General features: G+C 65.2%; 22 protein-coding genes and 1 tRNA gene. 13 read left to right on the plus strand and 10 right to left on the minus strand.

Annotation, left to right across the window (positions count from 1 at the left end; translation table 11 throughout):
• The first annotated feature begins 30 nt into the window (after nucleotides 1-30).
• Together GPL20_RS32075 and GPL20_RS32080 are read left to right on the plus strand one after the other, a co-directional pair.
• Nucleotides 31-1,032 (plus strand): 2-dehydropantoate 2-reductase, encoded by a 1,002-nt coding sequence (locus GPL20_RS32075; RefSeq protein ID WP_254125458.1) that lies wholly within the window; start codon nucleotides 31-33, stop codon nucleotides 1,030-1,032.
• A 25-nt stretch (nucleotides 1,033-1,057) separates the two neighbouring features.
• Complete coding sequence (locus GPL20_RS32080; RefSeq protein WP_157335349.1) at nucleotides 1,058-1,273, plus strand: hypothetical protein; 216 nt, start codon at nucleotides 1,058-1,060, stop codon at nucleotides 1,271-1,273.
• A gap of 192 nt (nucleotides 1,274-1,465) precedes the next feature.
• On the opposite strand, the gene GPL20_RS39070 is transcribed toward GPL20_RS32080, so the two are convergent.
• Complete coding sequence (locus GPL20_RS39070) at nucleotides 1,466-2,107, minus strand: hypothetical protein (RefSeq protein WP_167533308.1); 642 nt, start codon at nucleotides 2,105-2,107, stop codon at nucleotides 1,466-1,468.
• 209 nt (nucleotides 2,108-2,316) lie between these two features.
• Between GPL20_RS39070 and GPL20_RS32090 the strand changes: the two genes are divergently transcribed.
• The 4 genes from GPL20_RS32090 (at nucleotide 2,317) to GPL20_RS32105 (ending at nucleotide 5,512) form a co-directional block, all read left to right on the plus strand.
• Nucleotides 2,317-3,345 carry an alpha/beta hydrolase gene (locus GPL20_RS32090; RefSeq protein WP_157335351.1) on the plus strand — a complete coding sequence of 343 codons (1,029 nt, stop codon included), beginning with the start codon at nucleotides 2,317-2,319 and terminating at the stop codon, nucleotides 3,343-3,345.
• Nucleotides 3,346-3,394: 49 nt separating this feature from the next.
• Nucleotides 3,395-4,033 carry an RraA family protein gene (locus GPL20_RS32095; protein ID WP_157335354.1) on the plus strand — a complete coding sequence of 213 codons (639 nt, stop codon included), beginning with the start codon at nucleotides 3,395-3,397 and terminating at the stop codon, nucleotides 4,031-4,033.
• A 25-nt stretch (nucleotides 4,034-4,058) separates the two neighbouring features.
• Complete coding sequence (locus GPL20_RS32100) at nucleotides 4,059-4,430, plus strand: dimethylsulfonioproprionate lyase family protein (RefSeq protein ID WP_254125457.1); 372 nt, start codon at nucleotides 4,059-4,061, stop codon at nucleotides 4,428-4,430.
• A gap of 125 nt (nucleotides 4,431-4,555) precedes the next feature.
• Nucleotides 4,556-5,512 (plus strand): tripartite tricarboxylate transporter substrate-binding protein, encoded by a 957-nt coding sequence (locus GPL20_RS32105; protein ID WP_157335360.1) that lies wholly within the window; start codon nucleotides 4,556-4,558, stop codon nucleotides 5,510-5,512.
• 54 nt (nucleotides 5,513-5,566) lie between these two features.
• Here GPL20_RS32105 and GPL20_RS32110 read toward each other — a convergent pair whose 3' ends face one another.
• Entirely contained in the window at nucleotides 5,567-5,860 is a 294-nt protein-coding gene (locus tag GPL20_RS32110) for a GYD domain-containing protein (RefSeq protein WP_157335363.1), read from the minus strand.
• 124 nt (nucleotides 5,861-5,984) lie between these two features.
• The gene (locus tag GPL20_RS32115; RefSeq protein WP_157335366.1) at nucleotides 5,985-6,338 is read right to left on the minus strand and encodes a VOC family protein; all 354 of its coding nucleotides are present in this window, start codon (nucleotides 6,336-6,338) and stop codon (nucleotides 5,985-5,987) included.
• 139 nt (nucleotides 6,339-6,477) lie between these two features.
• Between GPL20_RS32115 and GPL20_RS32120 the strand changes: the two genes are divergently transcribed.
• The 3 genes from GPL20_RS32120 (at nucleotide 6,478) to GPL20_RS32130 (ending at nucleotide 9,229) form a co-directional block, all read left to right on the plus strand.
• Nucleotides 6,478-6,554, plus strand: a tRNA-Arg gene (locus GPL20_RS32120).
• Nucleotides 6,555-6,824: 270 nt separating this feature from the next.
• A complete protein-coding gene (locus GPL20_RS32125) occupies nucleotides 6,825-7,952 on the plus strand; it encodes a DUF2252 family protein (protein WP_254125456.1) in 1,128 nt (375 codons plus the stop codon).
• A gap of 137 nt (nucleotides 7,953-8,089) precedes the next feature.
• Nucleotides 8,090-9,229, plus strand: coding sequence for an amidohydrolase/deacetylase family metallohydrolase (locus GPL20_RS32130; protein WP_157335374.1), 1,140 nt, complete (start codon nucleotides 8,090-8,092; stop codon nucleotides 9,227-9,229).
• A gap of 34 nt (nucleotides 9,230-9,263) precedes the next feature.
• On the opposite strand, the gene GPL20_RS32135 is transcribed toward GPL20_RS32130, so the two are convergent.
• On the minus strand, nucleotides 9,264-9,989 hold the full coding sequence (locus GPL20_RS32135) for an alpha/beta hydrolase (RefSeq protein ID WP_157335377.1): 726 nt from the start codon (nucleotides 9,987-9,989) through the stop codon (nucleotides 9,264-9,266).
• A 155-nt stretch (nucleotides 9,990-10,144) separates the two neighbouring features.
• Between GPL20_RS32135 and GPL20_RS32140 the strand changes: the two genes are divergently transcribed.
• Complete coding sequence (locus GPL20_RS32140) at nucleotides 10,145-11,125, plus strand: helix-turn-helix domain-containing protein (protein ID WP_157335380.1); 981 nt, start codon at nucleotides 10,145-10,147, stop codon at nucleotides 11,123-11,125.
• A gap of 25 nt (nucleotides 11,126-11,150) precedes the next feature.
• On the opposite strand, the gene GPL20_RS32145 is transcribed toward GPL20_RS32140, so the two are convergent.
• Genes GPL20_RS32145 through GPL20_RS32155 form a run of 3 tightly spaced genes read right to left on the minus strand, consistent with a single transcriptional unit; the run spans nucleotide 11,151 to nucleotide 12,664 of the window.
• Nucleotides 11,151-11,756 (minus strand): TlpA disulfide reductase family protein, encoded by a 606-nt coding sequence (locus GPL20_RS32145; RefSeq protein ID WP_157335384.1) that lies wholly within the window; start codon nucleotides 11,754-11,756, stop codon nucleotides 11,151-11,153.
• A complete protein-coding gene (locus tag GPL20_RS32150) occupies nucleotides 11,749-12,213 on the minus strand; it encodes a DsrE family protein (RefSeq protein WP_254125454.1) in 465 nt (154 codons plus the stop codon). The genes GPL20_RS32145 and GPL20_RS32150 overlap by 8 nt, the downstream gene beginning before the upstream one ends.
• A 22-nt stretch (nucleotides 12,214-12,235) precedes the next feature.
• Nucleotides 12,236-12,664, minus strand: a complete 429-nt coding sequence (locus GPL20_RS32155; RefSeq protein ID WP_157335387.1) for a DoxX family protein — start codon at nucleotides 12,662-12,664, stop codon at nucleotides 12,236-12,238.
• Nucleotides 12,665-12,767: 103 nt separating this feature from the next.
• Between GPL20_RS32155 and GPL20_RS32160 the strand changes: the two genes are divergently transcribed.
• Complete coding sequence (locus GPL20_RS32160; protein WP_157335396.1) at nucleotides 12,768-13,652, plus strand: LysR family transcriptional regulator; 885 nt, start codon at nucleotides 12,768-12,770, stop codon at nucleotides 13,650-13,652.
• 19 nt (nucleotides 13,653-13,671) lie between these two features.
• On the opposite strand, the gene GPL20_RS32165 is transcribed toward GPL20_RS32160, so the two are convergent.
• The gene (locus tag GPL20_RS32165) at nucleotides 13,672-14,817 is read right to left on the minus strand and encodes an acyl-CoA dehydrogenase family protein (RefSeq protein ID WP_157335398.1); all 1,146 of its coding nucleotides are present in this window, start codon (nucleotides 14,815-14,817) and stop codon (nucleotides 13,672-13,674) included.
• Nucleotides 14,818-14,951: 134 nt separating this feature from the next.
• On the minus strand, nucleotides 14,952-15,896 hold the full coding sequence (locus tag GPL20_RS32170) for an SDR family NAD(P)-dependent oxidoreductase (protein ID WP_157335400.1): 945 nt from the start codon (nucleotides 15,894-15,896) through the stop codon (nucleotides 14,952-14,954).
• Between the two features lie 71 nt (nucleotides 15,897-15,967).
• On the opposite strand from GPL20_RS32170, the gene GPL20_RS32175 reads away from it, so the two are divergent.
• Together GPL20_RS32175 and GPL20_RS32180 are read left to right on the plus strand one after the other, a co-directional pair.
• Complete coding sequence (locus tag GPL20_RS32175) at nucleotides 15,968-16,630, plus strand: TetR/AcrR family transcriptional regulator (RefSeq protein WP_157335402.1); 663 nt, start codon at nucleotides 15,968-15,970, stop codon at nucleotides 16,628-16,630.
• Nucleotides 16,631-16,644: 14 nt separating this feature from the next.
• Nucleotides 16,645-17,322, plus strand: a complete 678-nt coding sequence (locus GPL20_RS32180) for an alpha/beta hydrolase family protein (protein WP_157335404.1) — start codon at nucleotides 16,645-16,647, stop codon at nucleotides 17,320-17,322.
• 3 nt (nucleotides 17,323-17,325) lie between these two features.
• Here the strand turns inward: GPL20_RS32180 and GPL20_RS32185 are convergent, their stop codons facing one another.
• Nucleotides 17,326-18,300: a ketopantoate reductase family protein gene (locus tag GPL20_RS32185; RefSeq protein WP_157335473.1), complete on the minus strand. Its 975-nt coding sequence runs from the start codon at nucleotides 18,298-18,300 to the stop codon at nucleotides 17,326-17,328.
• Nucleotides 18,301-18,396: the final 96 nt, after the last annotated feature.

Raw genomic sequence — 18,396 nt, forward strand, 5'->3', positions numbered from 1 at the left:
GAAGGCCGGTCATTCAGGGAGCAGGGTGCGGTGGTTACGGATCGACCGATCGTGGTGGCCGGCGCGGGCGCCATCGGCTGTTTCGTCGGCGGCGTGCTGGCGGCCGCCGGCCGTCGCGTCGCGCTGCTGGTGCGGCCGCGGGTGAAGACCGAAATCGAGCGGTTCGGCCTGCGGCTGACCGATTTCGACGGCTCCGAGAAGAAGCTCGGTGCGGGCCAGCTTGCACTGTCGGAGGACCCTTCGATCTTCCACAGTGCCGGCATCGTGCTGGTCACGGTGAAGAGCGCCGACACCGCCGATGTCGCCGATCAGATCGCGCAGCATGCACCGCAGGATGCCGTCATCGTCTCGCTTCAGAACGGCATCGGTAACGTCGCAGTGCTGCGTGAGCGCCTCGGCGGCCGCCGCGTGCTCGCCGGCATGGTGCCGTTCAACGTCATCGCGATGGGCGAGGGCCGCTTCCACCGCTCGACCTCCGGCGACATCCATGTCGCAGAGGATGCGGAGAGCACGGCTCTCGCGCTCTCGGCGCCAGGGCTCACGGTGCGCGCGAGCCGCGACATCACCGGCGTGCAATGGGGCAAGCTGATCATCAATTTGAACAATGCGCTCAGCGCACTGTCCGACATGCCGCTCGCCGCGCAACTGGCGGACCGCGACTGGCGAAGGCTGTTCGCCGACCAGATGGCGGAGGGCCTGGCCGCGCTGAGGGCCGCCGGCATCACGCCGGTCTCGGCGACGCCGATCCCGATGAGCTGGACGCCGACATTGCTGAAATTGCCCGACGGGATATTCAACGCGATCCTCGGCCGCACCATGAAGATCGATCCGGAGGCGCGCTCCTCGATGTGGCAGGATCTGAAGCAGGGCCGCAAGACCGAGATCGACTACCTCCAGGGCGCGGTGATCGCGCTTGCCGAGCAAAACCGTGTCGATGTGCCGCTGATGCGCCGCATTGTTGCGTTGATCAAGCAGGCCGAGGCTGCGGGCAAGGGCCCGCCCGCGCTGACGCCGCAGCAGATTCGCGGGTAGCGCTTGAGTGTGATGGAGGAGGGCGATGACGCGTTGTCTGATGATCGGGTTCGTATTGGCCGCACTCTGCGGCGCATCGACACTCGCTTACGCCAGGCCGCCGACGGTCGTGAGCTCGCCCGGCTATGACGCGCGCTTGCAGGAGAGCCGCAAGGCGTTGAGCAATTCAGGAACGACAGCGGAGCCGGCGAATGCGCCGGTGGCCAAACCGAAGCGAGTCAAGAAGAAGCACACGAATTGAGGCCAAACTCTCGCTGTCGTCCCGGACAAGCGCGCCTCAAGCGCGCGCCGATCCGGGACCCATAACCACAGGGAGAAGTTTGGCGAAGACTCGTGGTTGCCTGTGCGCGCAGCAACTACTCCCTGTGGCTATGGGTCCCGAATCTGCGCTTGCGCTTGTCCGGGACGACAGCGGAGTTTGTGCCGTCTCAGCTCACCCCTTCTTCGCCGGCTTGCTCGATGTCGGGTTGAACAGCTTCTTCAACTCGTTCAGGCTTTCCGACAGCCGCGGCCATTCGCAGGAGAACGAGCCCTTGGCGCAGGGGGCGCCCTTTGGCCGCGGCTGCGCGTCGCTGCCTGCGGCCCGGAGGATTTTCGGCCGCTCGACCGGCACAGGCACGCGCGCGCGCTCGACTTCGGTTCGCAGCGCGACCTGCTGAAGCTGCTGCGCCTGCTGTTCCTGCTGCTCGCGCTGCAGGCGCGCGGCGGCCTGGGCCGCTTCATTGCTGCGCCGCTGACTGGCGAGATAGGCGGTGTAGGATTCGTCGATCTTCTTCTGCTCCTCCGGCGTCGGATTGGGACCGGCGATGTCGAAGGTGCGGTCCTGGAGGAAGTCGTAGTAGGTGTAGCCGCCGCCCGCCTTGCGTCGGCCCGCGAACTTGGCGTTGCATTCGGCAAGCGCCGCCGTCTTCTCGGCCTTGGTCGAGGATTTCTCGGCGGCGTCCGCGCATTCCTCGAAGTCGACCGGCGCGCGCTTCCACCATTGCGCCTGGGCATGCGGCAGCGTCAGCAAAAAAATTCCCGCGGCCGCAACGACAAGCGGCGCCGCACGACGCGATGCAAACACGACCGACATTCTACGAGAGCATTCCTTGCCAAACTCAACCCGAACTGAGTCGAGCCGGATTTTTGCCCCTTTATCGCCGGCTTGTCACGGGTGGAACTGGGGAATTTCATGGCTGTGATGCTGACATTTTTTGCTTGACGTGGCCCGGGAGTCACAGCCGTGCGGCACATGATGCGCTTAGACTTTTATCGATTTGAATCGAGGGGGAATGTCCCGTCATGAGAACGCTGGCCCGTCTCGTCGCAATCGCGTTGGTGCTGACTTGTGGCCGTGCCTGGGCGGCGGACGAAATTGCACCCAACCGCAAGCCGGTGAGGGCCGTCGCCGATGCGCGGCTGTCGGTCGGCGGCCGGGGAATTCTGCCGCTCTATCTCTCCAGCGACTGGTCGATGCCGCTGCCGGCGATCTCGCGCGCGATCATCGTGCTGCATGGGCGGCTGCGCAATGCCGACGAATATTATCTGTCGGCCAACACCGCGCAGCTCGCAGCGGGCGACGACGGCAAGCACGCGCTCATGATCGTGCCGCAGTTCCTGGCGGAGATCGATGTCGACGCGCACAAGCTGCCGGCCGATATGCTGCGCTGGTCGCTGGAGGGCTGGGAGGGCGGTGACGCCGCGCTGGCGCCCAATCCGGTCTCCTCGTTCGAGGCGCTCGATGCGATCCTGGCAAAACTCTCCGACCGGCGGATCTTTCCGAACCTGAAGCAGGTCGTGGTCGCCGGCCATTCCGGCGGCGGCCAGGTCGCGCAGCGCTACGCCGTCGCCGGCAAGGGCGAGGCGCGGCTGTCGCGCCAGCACATCGAGATCCGCTATGTCGTCGCCAATCCCTCGTCCTACGCTTATTTCAGCGCCGAGCGGCCGGTGCCCGCCATGGCCGCATCCTGCCCTGGCTACAACAATTGGAAATATGGCATGGACGAGCGCCCGCCCTATCTTGCGGACGCAACGCCGGCCGCGCTCGAGCAGCGTTATGTCGAGCGCGAGGTGATCTATCTGCTCGGCACGCTCGACACCAATCCGGAGCACCACGCGCTCGACAAGAGCTGCATGGCGAAGGCGCAAGGCCCCACGCGTTACGCCCGCGGCCACGCCTATGCGGACACGATGGCCAAGCGCGACCAGGGCACGCCCAATCATAGGGTTTGGGACATCCCTGGCGTCGGCCATGACGGCGACAAGATGCTGACCTCGAAATGCGGGCTCGCCGCGCTGTTCGATATTCCGGGCTGCGGCGCGGAGCGCTGACGCGGCGGGCGCACGCCGAGTAAGAAAGATCACGGAAGGATTTTAGGACATGACGATCACCATCGCCGCGAACAGCGTGCCGAAGCCGCCCGCCGACATCATCGAGGGCTTTCGCGGTGCACCGACCTCGGTCATCTCAGACAATCTCGCCCGGCTGCCGGGCGCGGTGGGGCTGAAGCCCTATCATCGCGGCGGCAAGCTGGTGGGCACGGCCTTCACGGTGCGCACGCGTCCCGGCGACAATCTCGCCATCCACCGCGCGCTCGAGCTGGTCGGTCCCGGCGACGTCATCGTGGTCGATGGCGGCGGCGACGAGACGCGGGCGCTGGTCGGCGAGATCATGAAGAACATCGCGCAGTGGCGCAAAGCCGAAGGCTACGTCATCGACGGCGCGATCCGCGACGTCGCGGCCTTCGCCGCTGACGACTTCCCCTGCTATGCCCGCGCCGTGATCCATCGCGGCCCCTACAAGAACGGCCCCGGCGAGATCAACGTGCCCGTGACGATCGGCGGCAGCGTGATCTCGCCCGGCGACATCGTCGTCGGCGACGAGGACGGGGTGGTGTCGTTCCCGGCCGCGGGCGCCGCGGCGCTGCTGGACGCCGTGCGCGCCCAGGTCGCGCGCGAGGAGGAGACCATGAAGGCGATCCGCGAAGGGCGTTACCAGGGCTCGTATGGAAAGTCCTGATCACAGAAACGCAAGGGAGAGTAGCGTGAGCCAGAAGGACGAATTCCACAACGTCGATAATCCCGATGACGGCCTGTTCCGCGAGCTCGCCGCCGGCGTGACCACGCGCATCTTCTCCGGCGAGCAGGCGATGCTGTCGGTGGTGACGCTGGCGCCGCATGCGCAGGGCACGCTGCATCATCACCCCGAGGAGCAGTGGGGCGTGCTGCTCGACGGCTCCGCCATCCGCGTCCAGGGCGACGAGGAAATCCCGGTGAAGAAGGGCGATTTCTGGCGTACGCCCGGCAACGTGCCGCACACCATGCGCGCCGGCCCCGACGGTGCCCGCGTGCTGGACATCTTCAGCCCGCCTCGGCCAGAATACAGAAAAGCGGGGTCGGGCTTCGGGACGACCTAAAGCGCTTCGCGCTTTGGGATATTTTCTTGAGCATGATCTTTTCGGAAAACCGCTGCACACTTTTCCGGATCATGCGCTAGCGCCAAAGAGCAAAAGCCAGGCGCAAGATAAAAAGGGAGGGAATCATGACGATCACACGACGCATGCTGCTGGCCGCGCCCGCCATCCTCGCGATGGCACCGGCGGTGGCCCAGGCTTCGAAAATCACGCTGGTGGTGCCGTTCCCGCCGGGCGGCTCGACCGATGCGATGGCGCGACTGCTCCAGAGCCATCTGCAAACCAAGCTTGGCCGCATCGTCGTGGTGGAGAACAAGTCGGGCGCCGCCGGCGCCCTCGGAGCGGCGCAAGTCGCAAAAAGCCCGGCGGACGGCTCGTCGTTCTTGGTCACCTTCGATTCCCACGCCGTGATCCCGTCCATCCTCGACAAGCCGCCGGTCGACGTCGAGCGCGAGCTGATGCCGGTTCTGCTGATCGGCACCGCGCCTTACGTCATCGCGGCGGGCGCCGGCCGTCCCTACAAGAGCTTCGCCGACGTGGTGGCTGCCTGCAAGGCGACCCCCGGCGCGGTGAAATACGCCTCCGTCGGCATCGGCACGCTCGGCCATCTCGCCATGACCGTGCTCGGCACCAAGGCCGGTGTCGAGATCATGCACGTACCCTACCGCGGCGGCGGTCCGGCCATGAACGATGTGCTCGGCGGCCATGTCGATCTGATCGCGGGGTCGGCGGCGCTGGTCTCAGCCCAGCTCGGCACCAATATGTTGCGGCCGATCCTGCAGCTCGGCCGCGAACGGCTGCCCGGGCTGCCGGATACGCCGACCGCGATCGAGGCGGGATTTCCGGATTTCGAGACGCTGGCCTGGTGGGGCATCTTCGCGCCCACGGGCACGCCGCCTGATGTCGTCTCGGCCATGGCGACGGCGTCCAGGGAGATCCTGAGCGAGCCCGCGACCGCCGCCCAGCTCAAGGAGACGCAACAGATGACACTGCTGCTCCAGGATGGTCCCGCCTTCAAGACCTTCTTCGACAAGCAGGTCGCCTATTGGGGCAAGGTGGTGAAGGACAATAATATCAGGGCATGAGGTCTCTTCCCGGGACACCATCCCAGGTCCAGTGCACTCGCGCGGGCTTGAGCGTCAGAGCATCTTGCTGACGATATTAGTCATATCCGCTGCCGAGAACGCGCGCAGCGTTTCGGAGCGGATATTGCCGAGTGCGCTGACACTGAGGCCGAGCGACATTGCGGCAACCTCATCCGGAGCTTCGAGAACGGTCACAACGTCATATCGTCCCTGCGTCCAGACGATCTCTTTCACGGTCACGCCGAACGATTTGGCCATCTCCTTGAAGGCCTCGGCCCGCTTCGGCGAGTCCTTGACGTTGCGGACTCCCTGATCAGTGAAATTTCCCAGCACGACATAGGTCACCATGGCCGTCCTCCCTGGTTAGAACCCAGATGCCATTCTCGCTTGAGGAAACCGCGCCGAGCTTGCCACAGCGCCTGAGACAGCGCTACCTGCACCTTGGGGAACGTCAGCGACCGCGACTTATGCGTCAGGACAACGGCCGCGCGAAACTGAGCTCATGGCCGTCCGGGTCGGTGAGATGGAAATAGCGCTCGCCCCATTCCGCATCGCGCGGTGTCGTCGACGGATGCCACCCGGCGGCGCATGCGCGCTCATAGGTTTCGTCGACATCGGCGACGTAGAAGATGACGCGGCCCCACCAGGACCAGCGCTTGTCGTCCGGCTGTGCCGTCAAGTTGAGATAGCCGGTGCCGGCACGAAAGCTGGTGAATGCCGCGGCTTCGCCGCCATAAAGGAGCTCAAACCCCAGCGAGCGGTAGAAATGCACGGCACGCCCCATGTCATGCGTGCCGAGGGTGATGGCGCTGATGCTTTCGATCATGTGAGCTGCTCCGCCGAGAGGGGTCTGGAAGCGATTGTACAGCCGCCTTGTTCGGGGTTGACGATGATCCGCCTTGCGGCTGGCGAACCCTATGCTGCTCTGCTATGAGGGGCCGAACCCGCCGGCCGGCGGGTTCCGCGGTCCCGTAGCTCAGCCGGATAGAGCGACGGTTTCCTAAACCGTAGGTCGGAAGTTCGAGTCTTCCCGGGATCGCCATTATCTCAGATACTTAGCGTATCGCTCGCCGGACCCTCGGCCCTGCCCCACGCACCTTTTCCCGCTTCGCAGCTTCGGCTTCAGCATCGTTCGCTCGCTGCGCCCCGCGGGTGGCAATGGCGCGGCAGCCGGCTAGCAGAAGAGTAGCGAAAGGACTATCGTACTCGCTCTTTGGTTGAATATCTGGCAGCCCTGTTCATAGCGAAGCAGCTTGCCGCGATCATTTCTGCGGGGCCGCCCTCATCATCATTCTTTCAGGACATTTTGGCCGTGACCAAGCAAAAGCCGAGCGGAAGCGACCGGAACGGGCCGGGTCCCTTTCTGGACGACAATAGAGATTTCGAGCGCTGGCTGCGCTCCCAGTGCAAGGTCGTCGAACACGACCTCGACGAGAAGCACGAAAAGATGAAAGACGACCCGTTCGTCTTCCTTCGTGCAACCTTCTTCCGCTGGGCCAGGTGCATCGAAGCGCTCTGTCCGGAGTTGAAGGACGCACCGCGCGTGCCGTCGGTGGGCGACACCCATATCGAAAATTTCGGAACCTGGCGCGACGCGGAGGGGCGCCTCGTCTGGGGCGTCAACGATTTCGATGAAGCCGCAACCATTGCCTATCCCTTCGATCTCGTGCGCCTTGCAACGAGCGCCCGGCTCGCGCCAAAGGCCAGGAAGAAGAAGGCGAGGGCCATGACCCACGTCGGCAATGGCGACGCCGCAAAGGCGATTCTCGACGGTTACAAGAAGGGTCTGATGCGGCCGCAGCCCTCGCTCCTCGATGAGCAGGCGAGCTGGATGCGCGTTTACGTGACATGCACCGATGACGAGCGCCGCGAGTTCTGGGATGAGGTGAAGAAATATCCGCGAGCCAAGCCACCATCTCCCGTTGCCGCAGTGCTCCGCAAGAAATTGCCGCCTGAGGCCTCGTTTGGTCACTTCGCGATGCGCGTGGCAGGTGTCGGCAGCTTGGGCCGTCCGCGTTTCCTCGCCATCGCCGAATGGCGCGGTGGCAAGGTCGTCAGGGAGGCCAAGGCGCTGGTGCCGTCGGCCTGGGATTGGGCGCATGACCAGCAGGGCAAGCTGCGCTTTCTCGATCTCGCAAAAGGTCGGTATCGAGCCCCCGATCCGCACCTCGCGCTCGAGCGTCAAGGCCGGTTCGTGATCCGGCGCCTCGCGCCCGACTCCCGCAAGATCAATCTTGGAGATCACGCGAACATGAGGCTGGAGCTCGATCTGCTCAACGTCATGGGCTTCGACATCGGCGCCATTCATGCCGCCCAGGGCACGTCGGAGAGGATCGTCGCAGACCTGAGAAAGCGTGACGATGCTTGGCTCCATGTCGCCGCAAAGGCCGCTGCTGCGTTCGTCGAAGATGATTTCAGCGAGTGGCGCAGGCACGGTTGACCGGTGAGCGACGGGCTCCGGTCTCGATCATCCCCGCGCTTTGCCTGGTTGGTGCAAGATTTGCTATAGGCAATTTGATCGCGGCAGGAAGCGGCTCGGCCCGCACCCGCCATGCCCTGCCAATCCCGGAGACAATGATGCCTTTCGACTTGATCCTGCGCGGGGGGCGGGTGATCGACCCGTCCCAGAAGCTCGATGCCGTGACCGATGTGGCCTTTGCGGGCGGCAAGGTAGCGGCGATCGGCAGCGCCCTGAAGGCGGATCCGGGCACCGACGTGCGCGACGTCCCGCAGCTCATCGTGACGCCGGGGCTGATCGATCTCCACACCCACGTCTATTGGGGCGGCACCTCGCTCGGCATCGATGCCGAGGAATTCTGCCGCCTCTCCGGCGTCACCACCGCCATCGACACCGGCAGCGCGGGCCCCGGTAACTTTGCCGGCTTCCGCAAGCATGTGATCGAGCCGAGCCAGGTCCGCATCCTCGCCTATCTGCACGTTTCGCATGCAGGCATCTTCGGCTTCTCGCACCGGATCATGGTCGGCGAGAGCGAGGAGTTGCGGCTGATGAATCCGATCGAGGCGGCCAAGGTGGCCGATGCCAACCGCGACCTCATCGTCGGCATCAAGGTGCGCGTCGGCCTGCACTCCTCGGGCACGTCGGGGACAGTGCCGCTCGACATCGCGCTCCAGGTTGCCGACGAGGTCGGCATGCCCCTGATGGCGCATATCGACCATCCGCCGCCGAGCTACGAGGAGGTGCTGGCGCGCCTGCGTCCCGGCGACGTGCTCACCCATGCGTTCCGTCCCTTCCCCAACACGCCGGCGACTGCGCAGGGCACGGTGAAGAAGGCGGTGCTGGACGCCCGCGAGCGCGGCGTGCTGTTCGACATCGGCCACGGCAAGGGCTCGTTCGCGTTCAAGACCGCGCGCGCCATGCTCGCCAATGGCTTCTATCCGGACACGATCTCGTCCGACATCCACATGCTGTGCATCGACGGTCCGGCCTACGACCAGGTCACGACCATGTCGAAATTCCTGTGCATGGGCATGGAACTGTCGGATGTGATTGCGGCCTCGACGGTGAATGCGGCAATGGCGCTGCGGCGCCCCGAACTCGGCAGCCTCAAGCCGGGCAGCGTCGGCGACGCCACGCTGATCTCGGTGAGGGCGGGCCAGTTCGATTATGAAGACGCCGTCGGCGAGCACCTGATCGGCGATCGCAAGATCGTCTCGGAGGGCGTCGTCATCGGCGGCCGCTGGTGGCATCCGAAGTGACCGGCGCTCACGGATGGTGAGCGCCGTCACGGGCTCAGTCGCGTCCCGCCTCCATGATGGCCCTGGCGAGGCGTGCCGGATCGGAGAAGCACAGTTCGTGGCTTCCCGGCACCTGCACCAGGCGGAACAGGCCGAGCTTCTCCGACAGCCGCGGATGCCAGGAATAGCTGTGCGGCAGCGCGGTGTCCTCGGTGCAGTTGATGTAGGACTTTGCCAGCGGCATCTCGGCCGGGTTGGCCTTGAGCGCGATCTTGTCGCTGAAGGTCGCGAGCGGATGCGGATTGAGCACGTCGTAGGCGCGCTGCGCCGTCTCCAGGTCGGCATCGTTGATGAAGGCCTCGCGCCAGATCGGGAATGGCAGCACCACGGAGCCGTCGCCGCGTTCGGCCGCGATCATGTCGAACAGGCCGATGTAGTGCGGGGGCACCATGTCGTTGAGCGACTCGCCATTGTTGGGCACGAAGGCGTTCCAGTAGACCAGGCGGCGGATGCGTTCGGGCACGAGGTCCGCGACGCCGGTGATGACCATGCCGCCATAGGAATGGCCAAGCAGGATCACGTCCTTAAGATTGTTCTCGGCGAGATAGTCGGCGATCGACAGGATCGCCTGCTTCAATCCCGTCGTCTTGGCATCGCCCGGGCGATTGCCCTTGATGGTCGGCGTATGGACCTGATGGCCGGCCGCACGAATGGGCGCGGCAACGGGTTCGAGCTCGGCTCCGGTGTGCCAGGCGCCGTGGACGAGGACGTAGGTCGACATATTGTGGCTCCCTTGGAAGATTGGTTAGATCGGTGCGGCAATGGCCTTGCCGGGTTCTGGCCGGCTGCAAGCCGGTCTTGATTGCAGGCATATTGAACCGATCGGGAGCCGCGCGCTTGTCCCGCGCTGAACCGGATTGGTCTCGGAGCGAACTGATGGAGCAGGTCAATCCCACAGGCCGGCCGCGGCATGTGATCTGGAATACCGCGGAGACCCGGCCGGACGAGCAGTTCGCCTATTACCGCGAGGCCATCTGCCAGGCGTTCATGAACCTGACGCCGGAATCGGCGACCATGTCCCGTTTTCCGGCGACGGTCGAGACGATCAGGCTGGGCGCCGGCGCGATCAACCGCGTGGTGTTTCCCGAGCACACCGTGAATCGGTCGCGGGCCGACATCGCGGCGTCGGGCGAGAGTTGCTTCTATCTCAACTTCAAGCTCACCGGCCGCTGCCGTATGCTCCAGGGCGACCGCGAGGTCAGCCTGTCGCGCGGTCAGGTCGGGATCGTCGACAGCGATCGGGAGGTCACGCTGCTGCATGACCGTGGTCCGACGCTGGAGGTCGCTTCGTTCTGGGTACCGTCGCGTGCCCTGCGCGACCGGCTGCCGCATTCGTTCGATTTCGGCGCGGAGCGCGTTTCCGACGATCCCCATGTCGGCCACCTCATCGTCGAGACCGCACGCTCCTTGAATTCCGGCGCGCTGCGGATGACGGAGGAGGACAGCGTCCGGCTGTTCGACGTGCTGCTCGACCTCGTTGCGCTGAGCCTGTCGCGGCGCTCCCGGGCTCGCGCAGCGGAGTCCGTCAATTTTACGGACGCGACCGGGCTCGCATTGCGGCGTGCCGTTCACGAGCGGCTCCGCAAGCCGGGGCTGACGGTCGCGGCGGTCGCGGGCGCCGTTGGCATCAGCGAGCGCTATGTGCACAAGCTGTTCGAGCGCTCCGGCACGACGTTTTCGGACTATGTCATGGGGCGTCGCCTCGACGGTGCCGCGGCCGACCTGAAGGATCCGGCACTGGGTGGCCGCGAGATCGGCACGATCGCCTTCGACTGGGGATTTTCCGATCTCTCCCATTTCACCCGGCGCTTCAAGCAGCGCTTCGGCTGCCGGCCCCGGGACTGGCGAAGTCACTGAGCTCCGCAGGTCGCGCCTGCCTGGTTCAGGCTTGCTCGCGATAGAATTGCAGCAGGCGCGCGCCCGCAGGCGAGAGCCAGTCGGGCGCGCCCGTGATGTAGCCCTCGACGCGACTGCTCGTTCCGACGAGATAAGTGATGGGCATGCCGACGAGGGTGAACATCACACTCGATGCTTCGGCCGCTGCGCCATGAGCATCGACATAGCAGGCGAGGTTTTTCACGGCGAGGCCGCCGAGAAAGTTGCGAATCCTGCGCAGATCCCTGGTGTCCGTGCAGATCGCGACGATGTCGAGCCGCTCCGGCCGCGAGCCCGCAAGGCGAGCGAGCATTGGCAGATCGAGCCGGCAGGCCGCGCACCAGGTCGCCCAGAAATTGACCAATGTGATGCGGCCCGCCTTCGCGGTCACGACGACGTCGCTGCCGCCGATATCCTGGAGCCGGAGCGGCGGCATCGCCGCGCGAGGCCGCACCACCGTGAACTGGCTGCGGCCGGCCTCGAACACCGGCGGCCAGGACGGGGCGTCGTCCTGCGCCCGGCCTGCGCGCGGAAAAGCAAGTAACGCTGGCGCAGCCATCAGGATCGATCGTCGCGACAGCGCCGGAACGCGTTTGCGCACCTCGTCATGCATGGATATAGGCCCAGCCCTTCAATTGCAGATCGACCGCGCGTCCGATGCCGAACGGGACGAGGCTCGCGCCCGCTATCAGCGGAATCGAGACCTGCTCCTTGGCTTCCGCGATGAGTTTCGAGGACGCGCACATGCTGTAGGTCAGGTTCGGCAGCGACTGCCGCAAGGTTGCGAGCGGCTCGGCCAGCGGAGTCTTGTCCGCCCTGAACAGCTCGATGCCCTTGCCGTTGGCGACGACCTCGATCAGCAGCTTTGCACCCTTGTCGGCGAAGTGCTTTGCAAGATTGGCGGAGTAGCTGATCGCGTGTCCCATGACATAGGGCTCGTTGCTGTCGACCAGGATTACGACGCCGTCGACGAGGCGATCCTCCTTGGCTGCGGCGGTGCCGCCGGCCGTGAGGATCGATGCGCCGGCGAGTAATCCCCGGCGTGACAAACCATTGGAAAGTGTCGTCACGTGTGGCGTACCCGCTTTCGGATCAGAACTGACGCGGTGAAATCGGGGCCCTGCTCTCGCGTCCCCACAGCACGAAGACAGCGAGCGCAAGCAGGACGAGGTTGAGCGGTGTCGTCGCGGCTTCGCCGCGCGCGATATGGAAGACGAATGCGAAGACCTGGAGCACGCTACAGCCCAGCGCGGCCAGCACCGTCAGTCGCGGCAGGATCCGGGTCAGTGAAGGCAGGAGAATGCCGATGCCACCCGCGAGATCGACCAGGGCGACGGAACGGACGAACGTTTCGGAATACTCGCCCGCAAATGGCATCATGGTGGCGAGCTGGGGAATGGGCGTGAGCAGCTTGACCAGCCCGGCCGAGACGAAGACGAAGGCGAGAAGGACCTGCGCGATCCAGAGGCCGACGCGGAGGGCGCGGCCAGGCGTGGCAGTCTCGAGGGCGGTGGTGGACATGGTGGTGCTCCGATCATTGATTGCTGCCACCATTTGATGGTTTCACCATCTTTCATCATTATATGTTCCGGGATTGGTTCCTTTCCCAGGTGTTGATGATCGTATGGATTCTCTGGTCAGCATGCGGGTGTTTTGCCTCGTCGCGGAGCTGAAGAGCTTCGCGGCCGCGGCGCAGCGCCTGCGCATCTCGCCCGCCATGGCGAGCAAGCACGTAATGCAGCTCGAGAAGCGGCTGGGCACGCGGCTGCTGAACCGGACCAGCCGGCGCGTCAGCCTGAGCGAAAGCGGCACGCTCTATTTCGAGCAGGCCCGGCAGATGCTCGATTCGCTGGACGAGGTCGAGGCCGCCGTCAGCAAGGCGACCGTCGTTCCGCGTGGCACGTTGCGGCTGACCGCACCGGTATGGATGGCGAATTCGATCTTCGCCGGCGTGCTGGCGGACTACCAGGCCCGCTATCCGGAAGTGCGCCTCGACGTCGATCTCAGCGGCCGGCTGGTCAACCTGGTCGAGGAGGGATTCGACCTCGCTTTGCGCGCGACCGGCGCGCCCGACGAGGCGTTGATCGCACGGTCCATCACCAACGTCCCGTTCTACCTGGTTGCCGCGCCCGCCTTCCTCAAACGCGCCGGCCGCCCGGCGACCTTCGCCGATCTCGCCGGTCAGGCTTTGTTGCACTACGCGCTTTATCCCGGTGAGAGCTTCTCCTTCCAGGGCGAGCACGGCCCCGAAACCGTCAAGCTCAATCCGGTGCTGCGCAGCGGCAACGAAACACTGCTGCACATGGCCGCGCTGGAAGGCATGGGCCTCGCCTTCCTGCCGAAATGGCTGGTTGCCGAGGACATCGCCGCCGGACGCCTCGAACACCTCATGCCCGAGCAGGTCATCCTCGAGGGAAAGCTGTTCGCGGTCTATCCGAGCCGCAAATATCTTTCCGCGAAGGTGCGGACCTTCATCGACTTCATCGCCGCCGATCCGCGAATGAAGTAGCCGCGTTACAGCGACCGGATCAAAGCGATCTGGCGATCAACAGCTTCATGATCTCGTTGGTGCCGCCATAGATCTTCTGGATGCGGGAATCGATGAAGATGCGCGAGATCGGGTATTCCTGCATGTAGCCATAGCCGCCGAACAGCTGGAGGCATTCGTCGGCGGTCTGGACCTGCTTGTCCGAGCACCAGTATTTCGCCATCGACGCGGTGACGGTGTCGAGATCCTTGACGATCAGGCGCTCGATGCACCAGTCGACGAAGACCCGCGCGATCATCGCCTCGGTCTTGCGCTCGGCGAGCGTGAAGGCGGTGTTCTGGAAGTCCATCAGCGGCTTGCCGAACGCTTTCCGCTCCTTGGTGTAGTCGGTGGTGAGCTTCACCGCGCGCTCCATCGAGGCGACGGCGCCGACCGCGAGCGCGAGGCGCTCCTGCGGCAATTGCTGCATCAGCTGGACAAAGCCCTGGCCTTCCTCCTTGCCGAGCAGGTTTTCCGGCGGAACCGTGACGTTGTCGAAGAACAGCTCGGAGGTGTCGGAGGCATGCAGGCCGATCTTGTCGAGGTTGCGCCCGCGCTTGTAACCATCCGCGCCCGCGGTCTCGACCACGAGCAGCGAGATGCCCTTGGCGCCGGCATCGCCGGTGCGCGCGACCACGATGACGAGATCGGCGGCCTGGCCGTTGGTGATGAACGTCTTCTGGCCGTTGATGACGTAGGAATTGCCGTGCTTCTTCGCCGTGGTCTTCACGGCTTGCAGGTCCGAGCCGGTGCCGGGCTCGGTCATGGCGATGGCGCCGACCATCTCGCCCGAGGCCATTTTCGGCAACCAGCGCTTCTTCTGCTCCTCCGAGCCGTAATTGAGGATGTAGTGGGCGACGATGGCACTGTGCACGGAGACGCCGGTCGTCAGCTCCGGCACCGTGCTTTCGAGGTCATCGAGCACGGCGGCATCATAGGCGAAGGTCGCGCCCAGCCCGCCATATTCCTCCGGTACGCTCGCCAGCAGCGCGCCCATCTCGCCGAGCCCGCGCCAGGCGAAGCGGTCGACCATCTTCTGCTCGCGCCATTTCTCGGCATGCGGCGCCAGGTCCTTGGCGAGATATTTCCGGAACTGGTCGCGGAAGATTTCGAGCTCTTCGGTCATCCAGCAGGAGCGGTAGGACATGGAAACCTCGATTGTCACCTTGCGAGAGAGCCACCGCGTCAGGCCTGCCACAGCGACCGGCGCGAGCGCAAGCCCGACGCCCGTGATACGTCAATCGAGATCGCATTGAATTGTGTTTTCAGGCTGCATCCGATCTAGCCGCCATGAGCGGTCTTGCCGCCGTCGATCACGAACTGGCCGCCGGTCGTGTAGGGATGATCGTCGGACGCCAGCACGAGCGCAAAGGCGGCGATCTCCTCGGGCGTCGCCACGCGCTGCAACCCCGGAACGTTGGATTTCGCCCATTGCGCGATGCCGACATGCCAGGCGGCGTCCGGGAGACCCTCCATGCCGGCGAGGCGGCGAATCATCGGTGTGTCCGTGGTGCCGGGTACCAAGGTGTTGATGCGGATGCCGTGCCTTGCATAGTCGAGTGCCGCGGCCTGGACCAGGCCGACCAGCCCGCGCTTGGCTGCCGAATAGGCCGAGCGTTTGGCCGTGGTGGCGATGGCATTCGACGACGAGGTCACGACGATCGAGCCGCCTTTCTCCAGCATGTGCGGGATTTCGTACTTCATCGACAGGAACACGCCGCGCAGATCCGTGCTGATCACGTCGTCGAATTCGGCCGCGCTGTACTCGTGCAGAGGCCTTTCGATCGAGATGCCGGCATTGTTGAAGGCGACGTCGAGCTGGCCGTAGCGTTCGATGGTGTTGTCGACCAGTGCTTTCACCTCGGTCTCGTTGCGGACGTCGGCACGGACGAAGATTGCCTCGCCTCCCGCCGCACGAACCTCGTTCTCGACCTGCTTGCCACGATCGGCGTTGCGACCGCAGAAGGCGACCCGGCCGCCCTCGGCCGCGAACATGAGCGTCGCTGCCCGGCCGATGCCGGAGGTGCCGCCAGTCACGATGACGACCTTGCCCTCGAATCGGCGCTTGCCGCTGGGCTTCTGTTGAGGCAGCGTCGCGCCCTGGCCGAGTGCCACGCCGCCGGCGAGGCCGCCGACAGCGCCTGCGAGCATGCCCAGAGCTACGCCCCCGACCAGATGACGACGCTTTACCGGGCTCGCCACGGTGATATCCTGAATTTCGGTCATTTCGAACTCCGGCCGATCTATCTGAACAGTGTTAAGATAGATACGGCGCAATCTGAACAGTGTCAAGTTACATGAAAAAACGGGTCTCTTCCGCGAAGCGCAGCACCGGGGTCACGCGGCCAGGGCCGGAGCCCGGTTATCATCACGGAGAATTGCAGGAGGCGCTGATCGCCGCGAGTGAAGCCATTCTCGCCGAGCAGGGCGCTGAAGGTTTCACGCTGCGCGAAGCCGCGCGCCGCGCCGGCGTCTCGCCAGCCGCGCCATCGCACCATTTCGGTAACGCACAGGGCCTTTTGACCGAGGTGGCGATCCGCGGTTACGACGCGCTCGCCGGCGCCTTGCGGGAGGCCGCGTCCGGAAAGCCGGGCGCGCGCGAAAAGCTCCATGCACAAGGCCTCGCCTATGTCGATTTTGCGCTGAGACATCCCGGCCGTTTCCAGATGATGTTTGCCAACAAGCGCCTCGTTGCCGACGACGCACGTCTCAGGCAGGCGAGCAGAGCCGCCGGCCACGCGTTCGAGATTGTCGTCGCCGAACTGGTCGGCGGCACGCCGAAAGGGGCGAAGACAGCGGCTGCGGCGGCCTGGTCGACCGTTCACGGCTTTGCCAAGCTTGCGCTTGAGGAGAAATTCGGTTCTGTGAAGAACGAGGCCGGACGCCGCGAGGTCATGATGACGCTCAATCAGGTCCTGAACTATCTCTGGCCGGCGAGCGGCCCGCGCCCGCAGGCGTAGACCGAGGTTTCGTCATGATTGACAAGACGACAGAGCTCAAGCTCGACATCGCGCGTATCGGCACGGTCTCGGCGATCCTGACGCAACCGGCCAACGCGCGCGCCTGTTACGTGCTTGCGCACGGCGCCGGCGCCGATATGCGGCACTCGTTCATGAACAAGGTAGCGGAAGGTCTCGCGGACCGTGGCATCGCGACGTTCCGCTTCAATTTTCCCTATATGGAAAAGAAGCTGGGGCGTCCCGACCAGCCGGCGGTCGCGCACGCCGCCATCCGCGCGGCGGTCGAGGAGGCGGCGCGGCTGTGCCCCGGATTGAAGCTCGTCGCCGGCGGAAAATCGTTTGGCGGGCGCATGACCTCGCAGGCGCAATCCAAGGCGCCGTTGCCGGGCGTGAAAGGGCTCGCCTTCCTCGGCTTTCCCCTGCATGCCGCCAAGAAGCCATCGGCGGAGCGCGCCGAGCACCTTGCCGGCATCGCGATTCCCATGCTGTTCCTGCAAGGGACGCGCGATGGGCTTGCCGATCTCGGCACGCTCAAGCCGGTCATCGAGGCGCTCGGGCCGAAGGCAATGCTGCATGAGATCGAAGGCGGCGACCACTCCTTCGCGGTGCTGAAAAAATCCGGCCGCAGCAACGACGAGGCGCTGACAGAAGTGTTCGACACGCTGGCGGCCTGGATCGACGGTCTTGCCTGAAGTTCATGCCGAATAAAGCCCCTTGTCGCGCGCCTTCTGGATCGCGAGCGCGGCGATCAGGTCGAGCGTCGGCGTCGACAGGCCGGCTGCGCGCGCGAAGGCGGCGGGCGCCTTCACCAGCACGTCGATCTCCATGGCGCGGCCGAGCTCGTAATCCTGGAGCAGCGACGGCTTGTGGTTGGGGGCGGGGCCGCTGCGCGTCACGCGCTTGACCTCGGGGATGAAGTGCTGGGCGATGTCGTTGGCCTCGTTCAGCATGCGCGGAATGACCTCGGCAAACGCAGGGTCATCGCGCACGCCGCGCGCGGTCTGGCCGGTGAGCAGGCACAGCACCGACAGCGACATGTTGGTCAGCAGCTTTGACCAGATCGCCTCGCGGATCTCGGCGACCGGCGGCGATTCCAGCCGCGCGTCATTCAGGATCCCGCGGAGCTTGGTGATGCGTTCGCAGTTGCGGTCGTCGCATTCGCCGATCAGCAGGCGGTTGCGGTCGGGCGTGAGGTTGTGCACCACGCCCGGCGCGGTCACCTCGTTGGAGGAGAAGACGACCCCGCCGATGATCCGCTCTTTCGGGATGCAGGCGCGCAGGCGTCCGCCCGGATCGAGGAAGGAAATGTCGGGCGGGGCGGGGTGGCGCGGCGGCAGGCCGATGCCGTACCACCAGGGAATGCCGTTCTGCGCGAACACGATCGCGGTGTCGTCCTGGAGCAGCGGCTTGATGCTGGAAACCAGCCCCGGAAGCGCGGTCGCCTTGAGCGTCGAGATCACGACGTCCTGCGGGCCGAGTTGCGCCGGATCGCCTGACGCGTTCACCTTGGCACTGACCTCGGAATCGCCGACGCGCAGCTTGAGGCCGCCGGCGCGAGCCGCCTCCAGATGCGCCCCCCGCATCACGCAACTGACCTCGTGGCCGGCGCGTGCCAGCCGGACCGCAATGTGGCTGCCGACGGCGCCCGCGCCAAAAATGCAGATGCGCATGTGATGTCCCGTCCCTGATCCCTTGATGCCGCCCGGAGCCAGCATGACACAAGCCGCCATGCGATGGGCGCGGCCGCCCCACGCCGGAAAGATATG

The sequence above is a fragment of the Bradyrhizobium cajani genome, from assembly GCF_009759665.1.
In the GTDB taxonomy this organism is placed as follows: Bacteria; Pseudomonadota; Alphaproteobacteria; order Rhizobiales; family Xanthobacteraceae; genus Bradyrhizobium; species Bradyrhizobium cajani.

Bases quoted from the DNA above. Each gene is read 5' to 3' on its own strand.
- GPL20_RS32080 (WP_157335349.1), top strand. From the start codon at position 1,058: ATGACGCGTTGTCTGATGATCGGGTTCGTATTGGCCGCACTCTGCGGC.
- GPL20_RS39070 (WP_167533308.1), bottom strand. From the start codon at position 2,107: ATGTCGGTCGTGTTTGCATCGCGTCGTGCGGCGCCGCTTGTCGTTGCG.
- GPL20_RS32090 (WP_157335351.1), top strand. From the start codon at position 2,317: ATGAGAACGCTGGCCCGTCTCGTCGCAATCGCGTTGGTGCTGACTTGT.
- GPL20_RS32095 (WP_157335354.1), top strand. From the start codon at position 3,395: ATGACGATCACCATCGCCGCGAACAGCGTGCCGAAGCCGCCCGCCGAC.
- GPL20_RS32105 (WP_157335360.1), top strand. From the start codon at position 4,556: ATGACGATCACACGACGCATGCTGCTGGCCGCGCCCGCCATCCTCGCG.
- GPL20_RS32110 (WP_157335363.1), bottom strand. From the start codon at position 5,860: ATGGTGACCTATGTCGTGCTGGGAAATTTCACTGATCAGGGAGTCCGC.
- GPL20_RS32115 (WP_157335366.1), bottom strand. From the start codon at position 6,338: ATGATCGAAAGCATCAGCGCCATCACCCTCGGCACGCATGACATGGGG.
- GPL20_RS32130 (WP_157335374.1), top strand. From the start codon at position 8,090: ATGCCTTTCGACTTGATCCTGCGCGGGGGGCGGGTGATCGACCCGTCC.
- GPL20_RS32135 (WP_157335377.1), bottom strand. From the start codon at position 9,989: ATGTCGACCTACGTCCTCGTCCACGGCGCCTGGCACACCGGAGCCGAG.
- GPL20_RS32140 (WP_157335380.1), top strand. From the start codon at position 10,145: ATGGAGCAGGTCAATCCCACAGGCCGGCCGCGGCATGTGATCTGGAAT.
- GPL20_RS32145 (WP_157335384.1), bottom strand. From the start codon at position 11,756: ATGCATGACGAGGTGCGCAAACGCGTTCCGGCGCTGTCGCGACGATCG.
- GPL20_RS32155 (WP_157335387.1), bottom strand. From the start codon at position 12,664: ATGTCCACCACCGCCCTCGAGACTGCCACGCCTGGCCGCGCCCTCCGC.
- GPL20_RS32160 (WP_157335396.1), top strand. From the start codon at position 12,768: ATGGATTCTCTGGTCAGCATGCGGGTGTTTTGCCTCGTCGCGGAGCTG.
- GPL20_RS32165 (WP_157335398.1), bottom strand. From the start codon at position 14,817: ATGTCCTACCGCTCCTGCTGGATGACCGAAGAGCTCGAAATCTTCCGC.
- GPL20_RS32170 (WP_157335400.1), bottom strand. From the start codon at position 15,896: ATGACCGAAATTCAGGATATCACCGTGGCGAGCCCGGTAAAGCGTCGT.
- GPL20_RS32175 (WP_157335402.1), top strand. From the start codon at position 15,968: ATGAAAAAACGGGTCTCTTCCGCGAAGCGCAGCACCGGGGTCACGCGG.
- GPL20_RS32180 (WP_157335404.1), top strand. From the start codon at position 16,645: ATGATTGACAAGACGACAGAGCTCAAGCTCGACATCGCGCGTATCGGC.
- GPL20_RS32185 (WP_157335473.1), bottom strand. From the start codon at position 18,300: ATGCGCATCTGCATTTTTGGCGCGGGCGCCGTCGGCAGCCACATTGCG.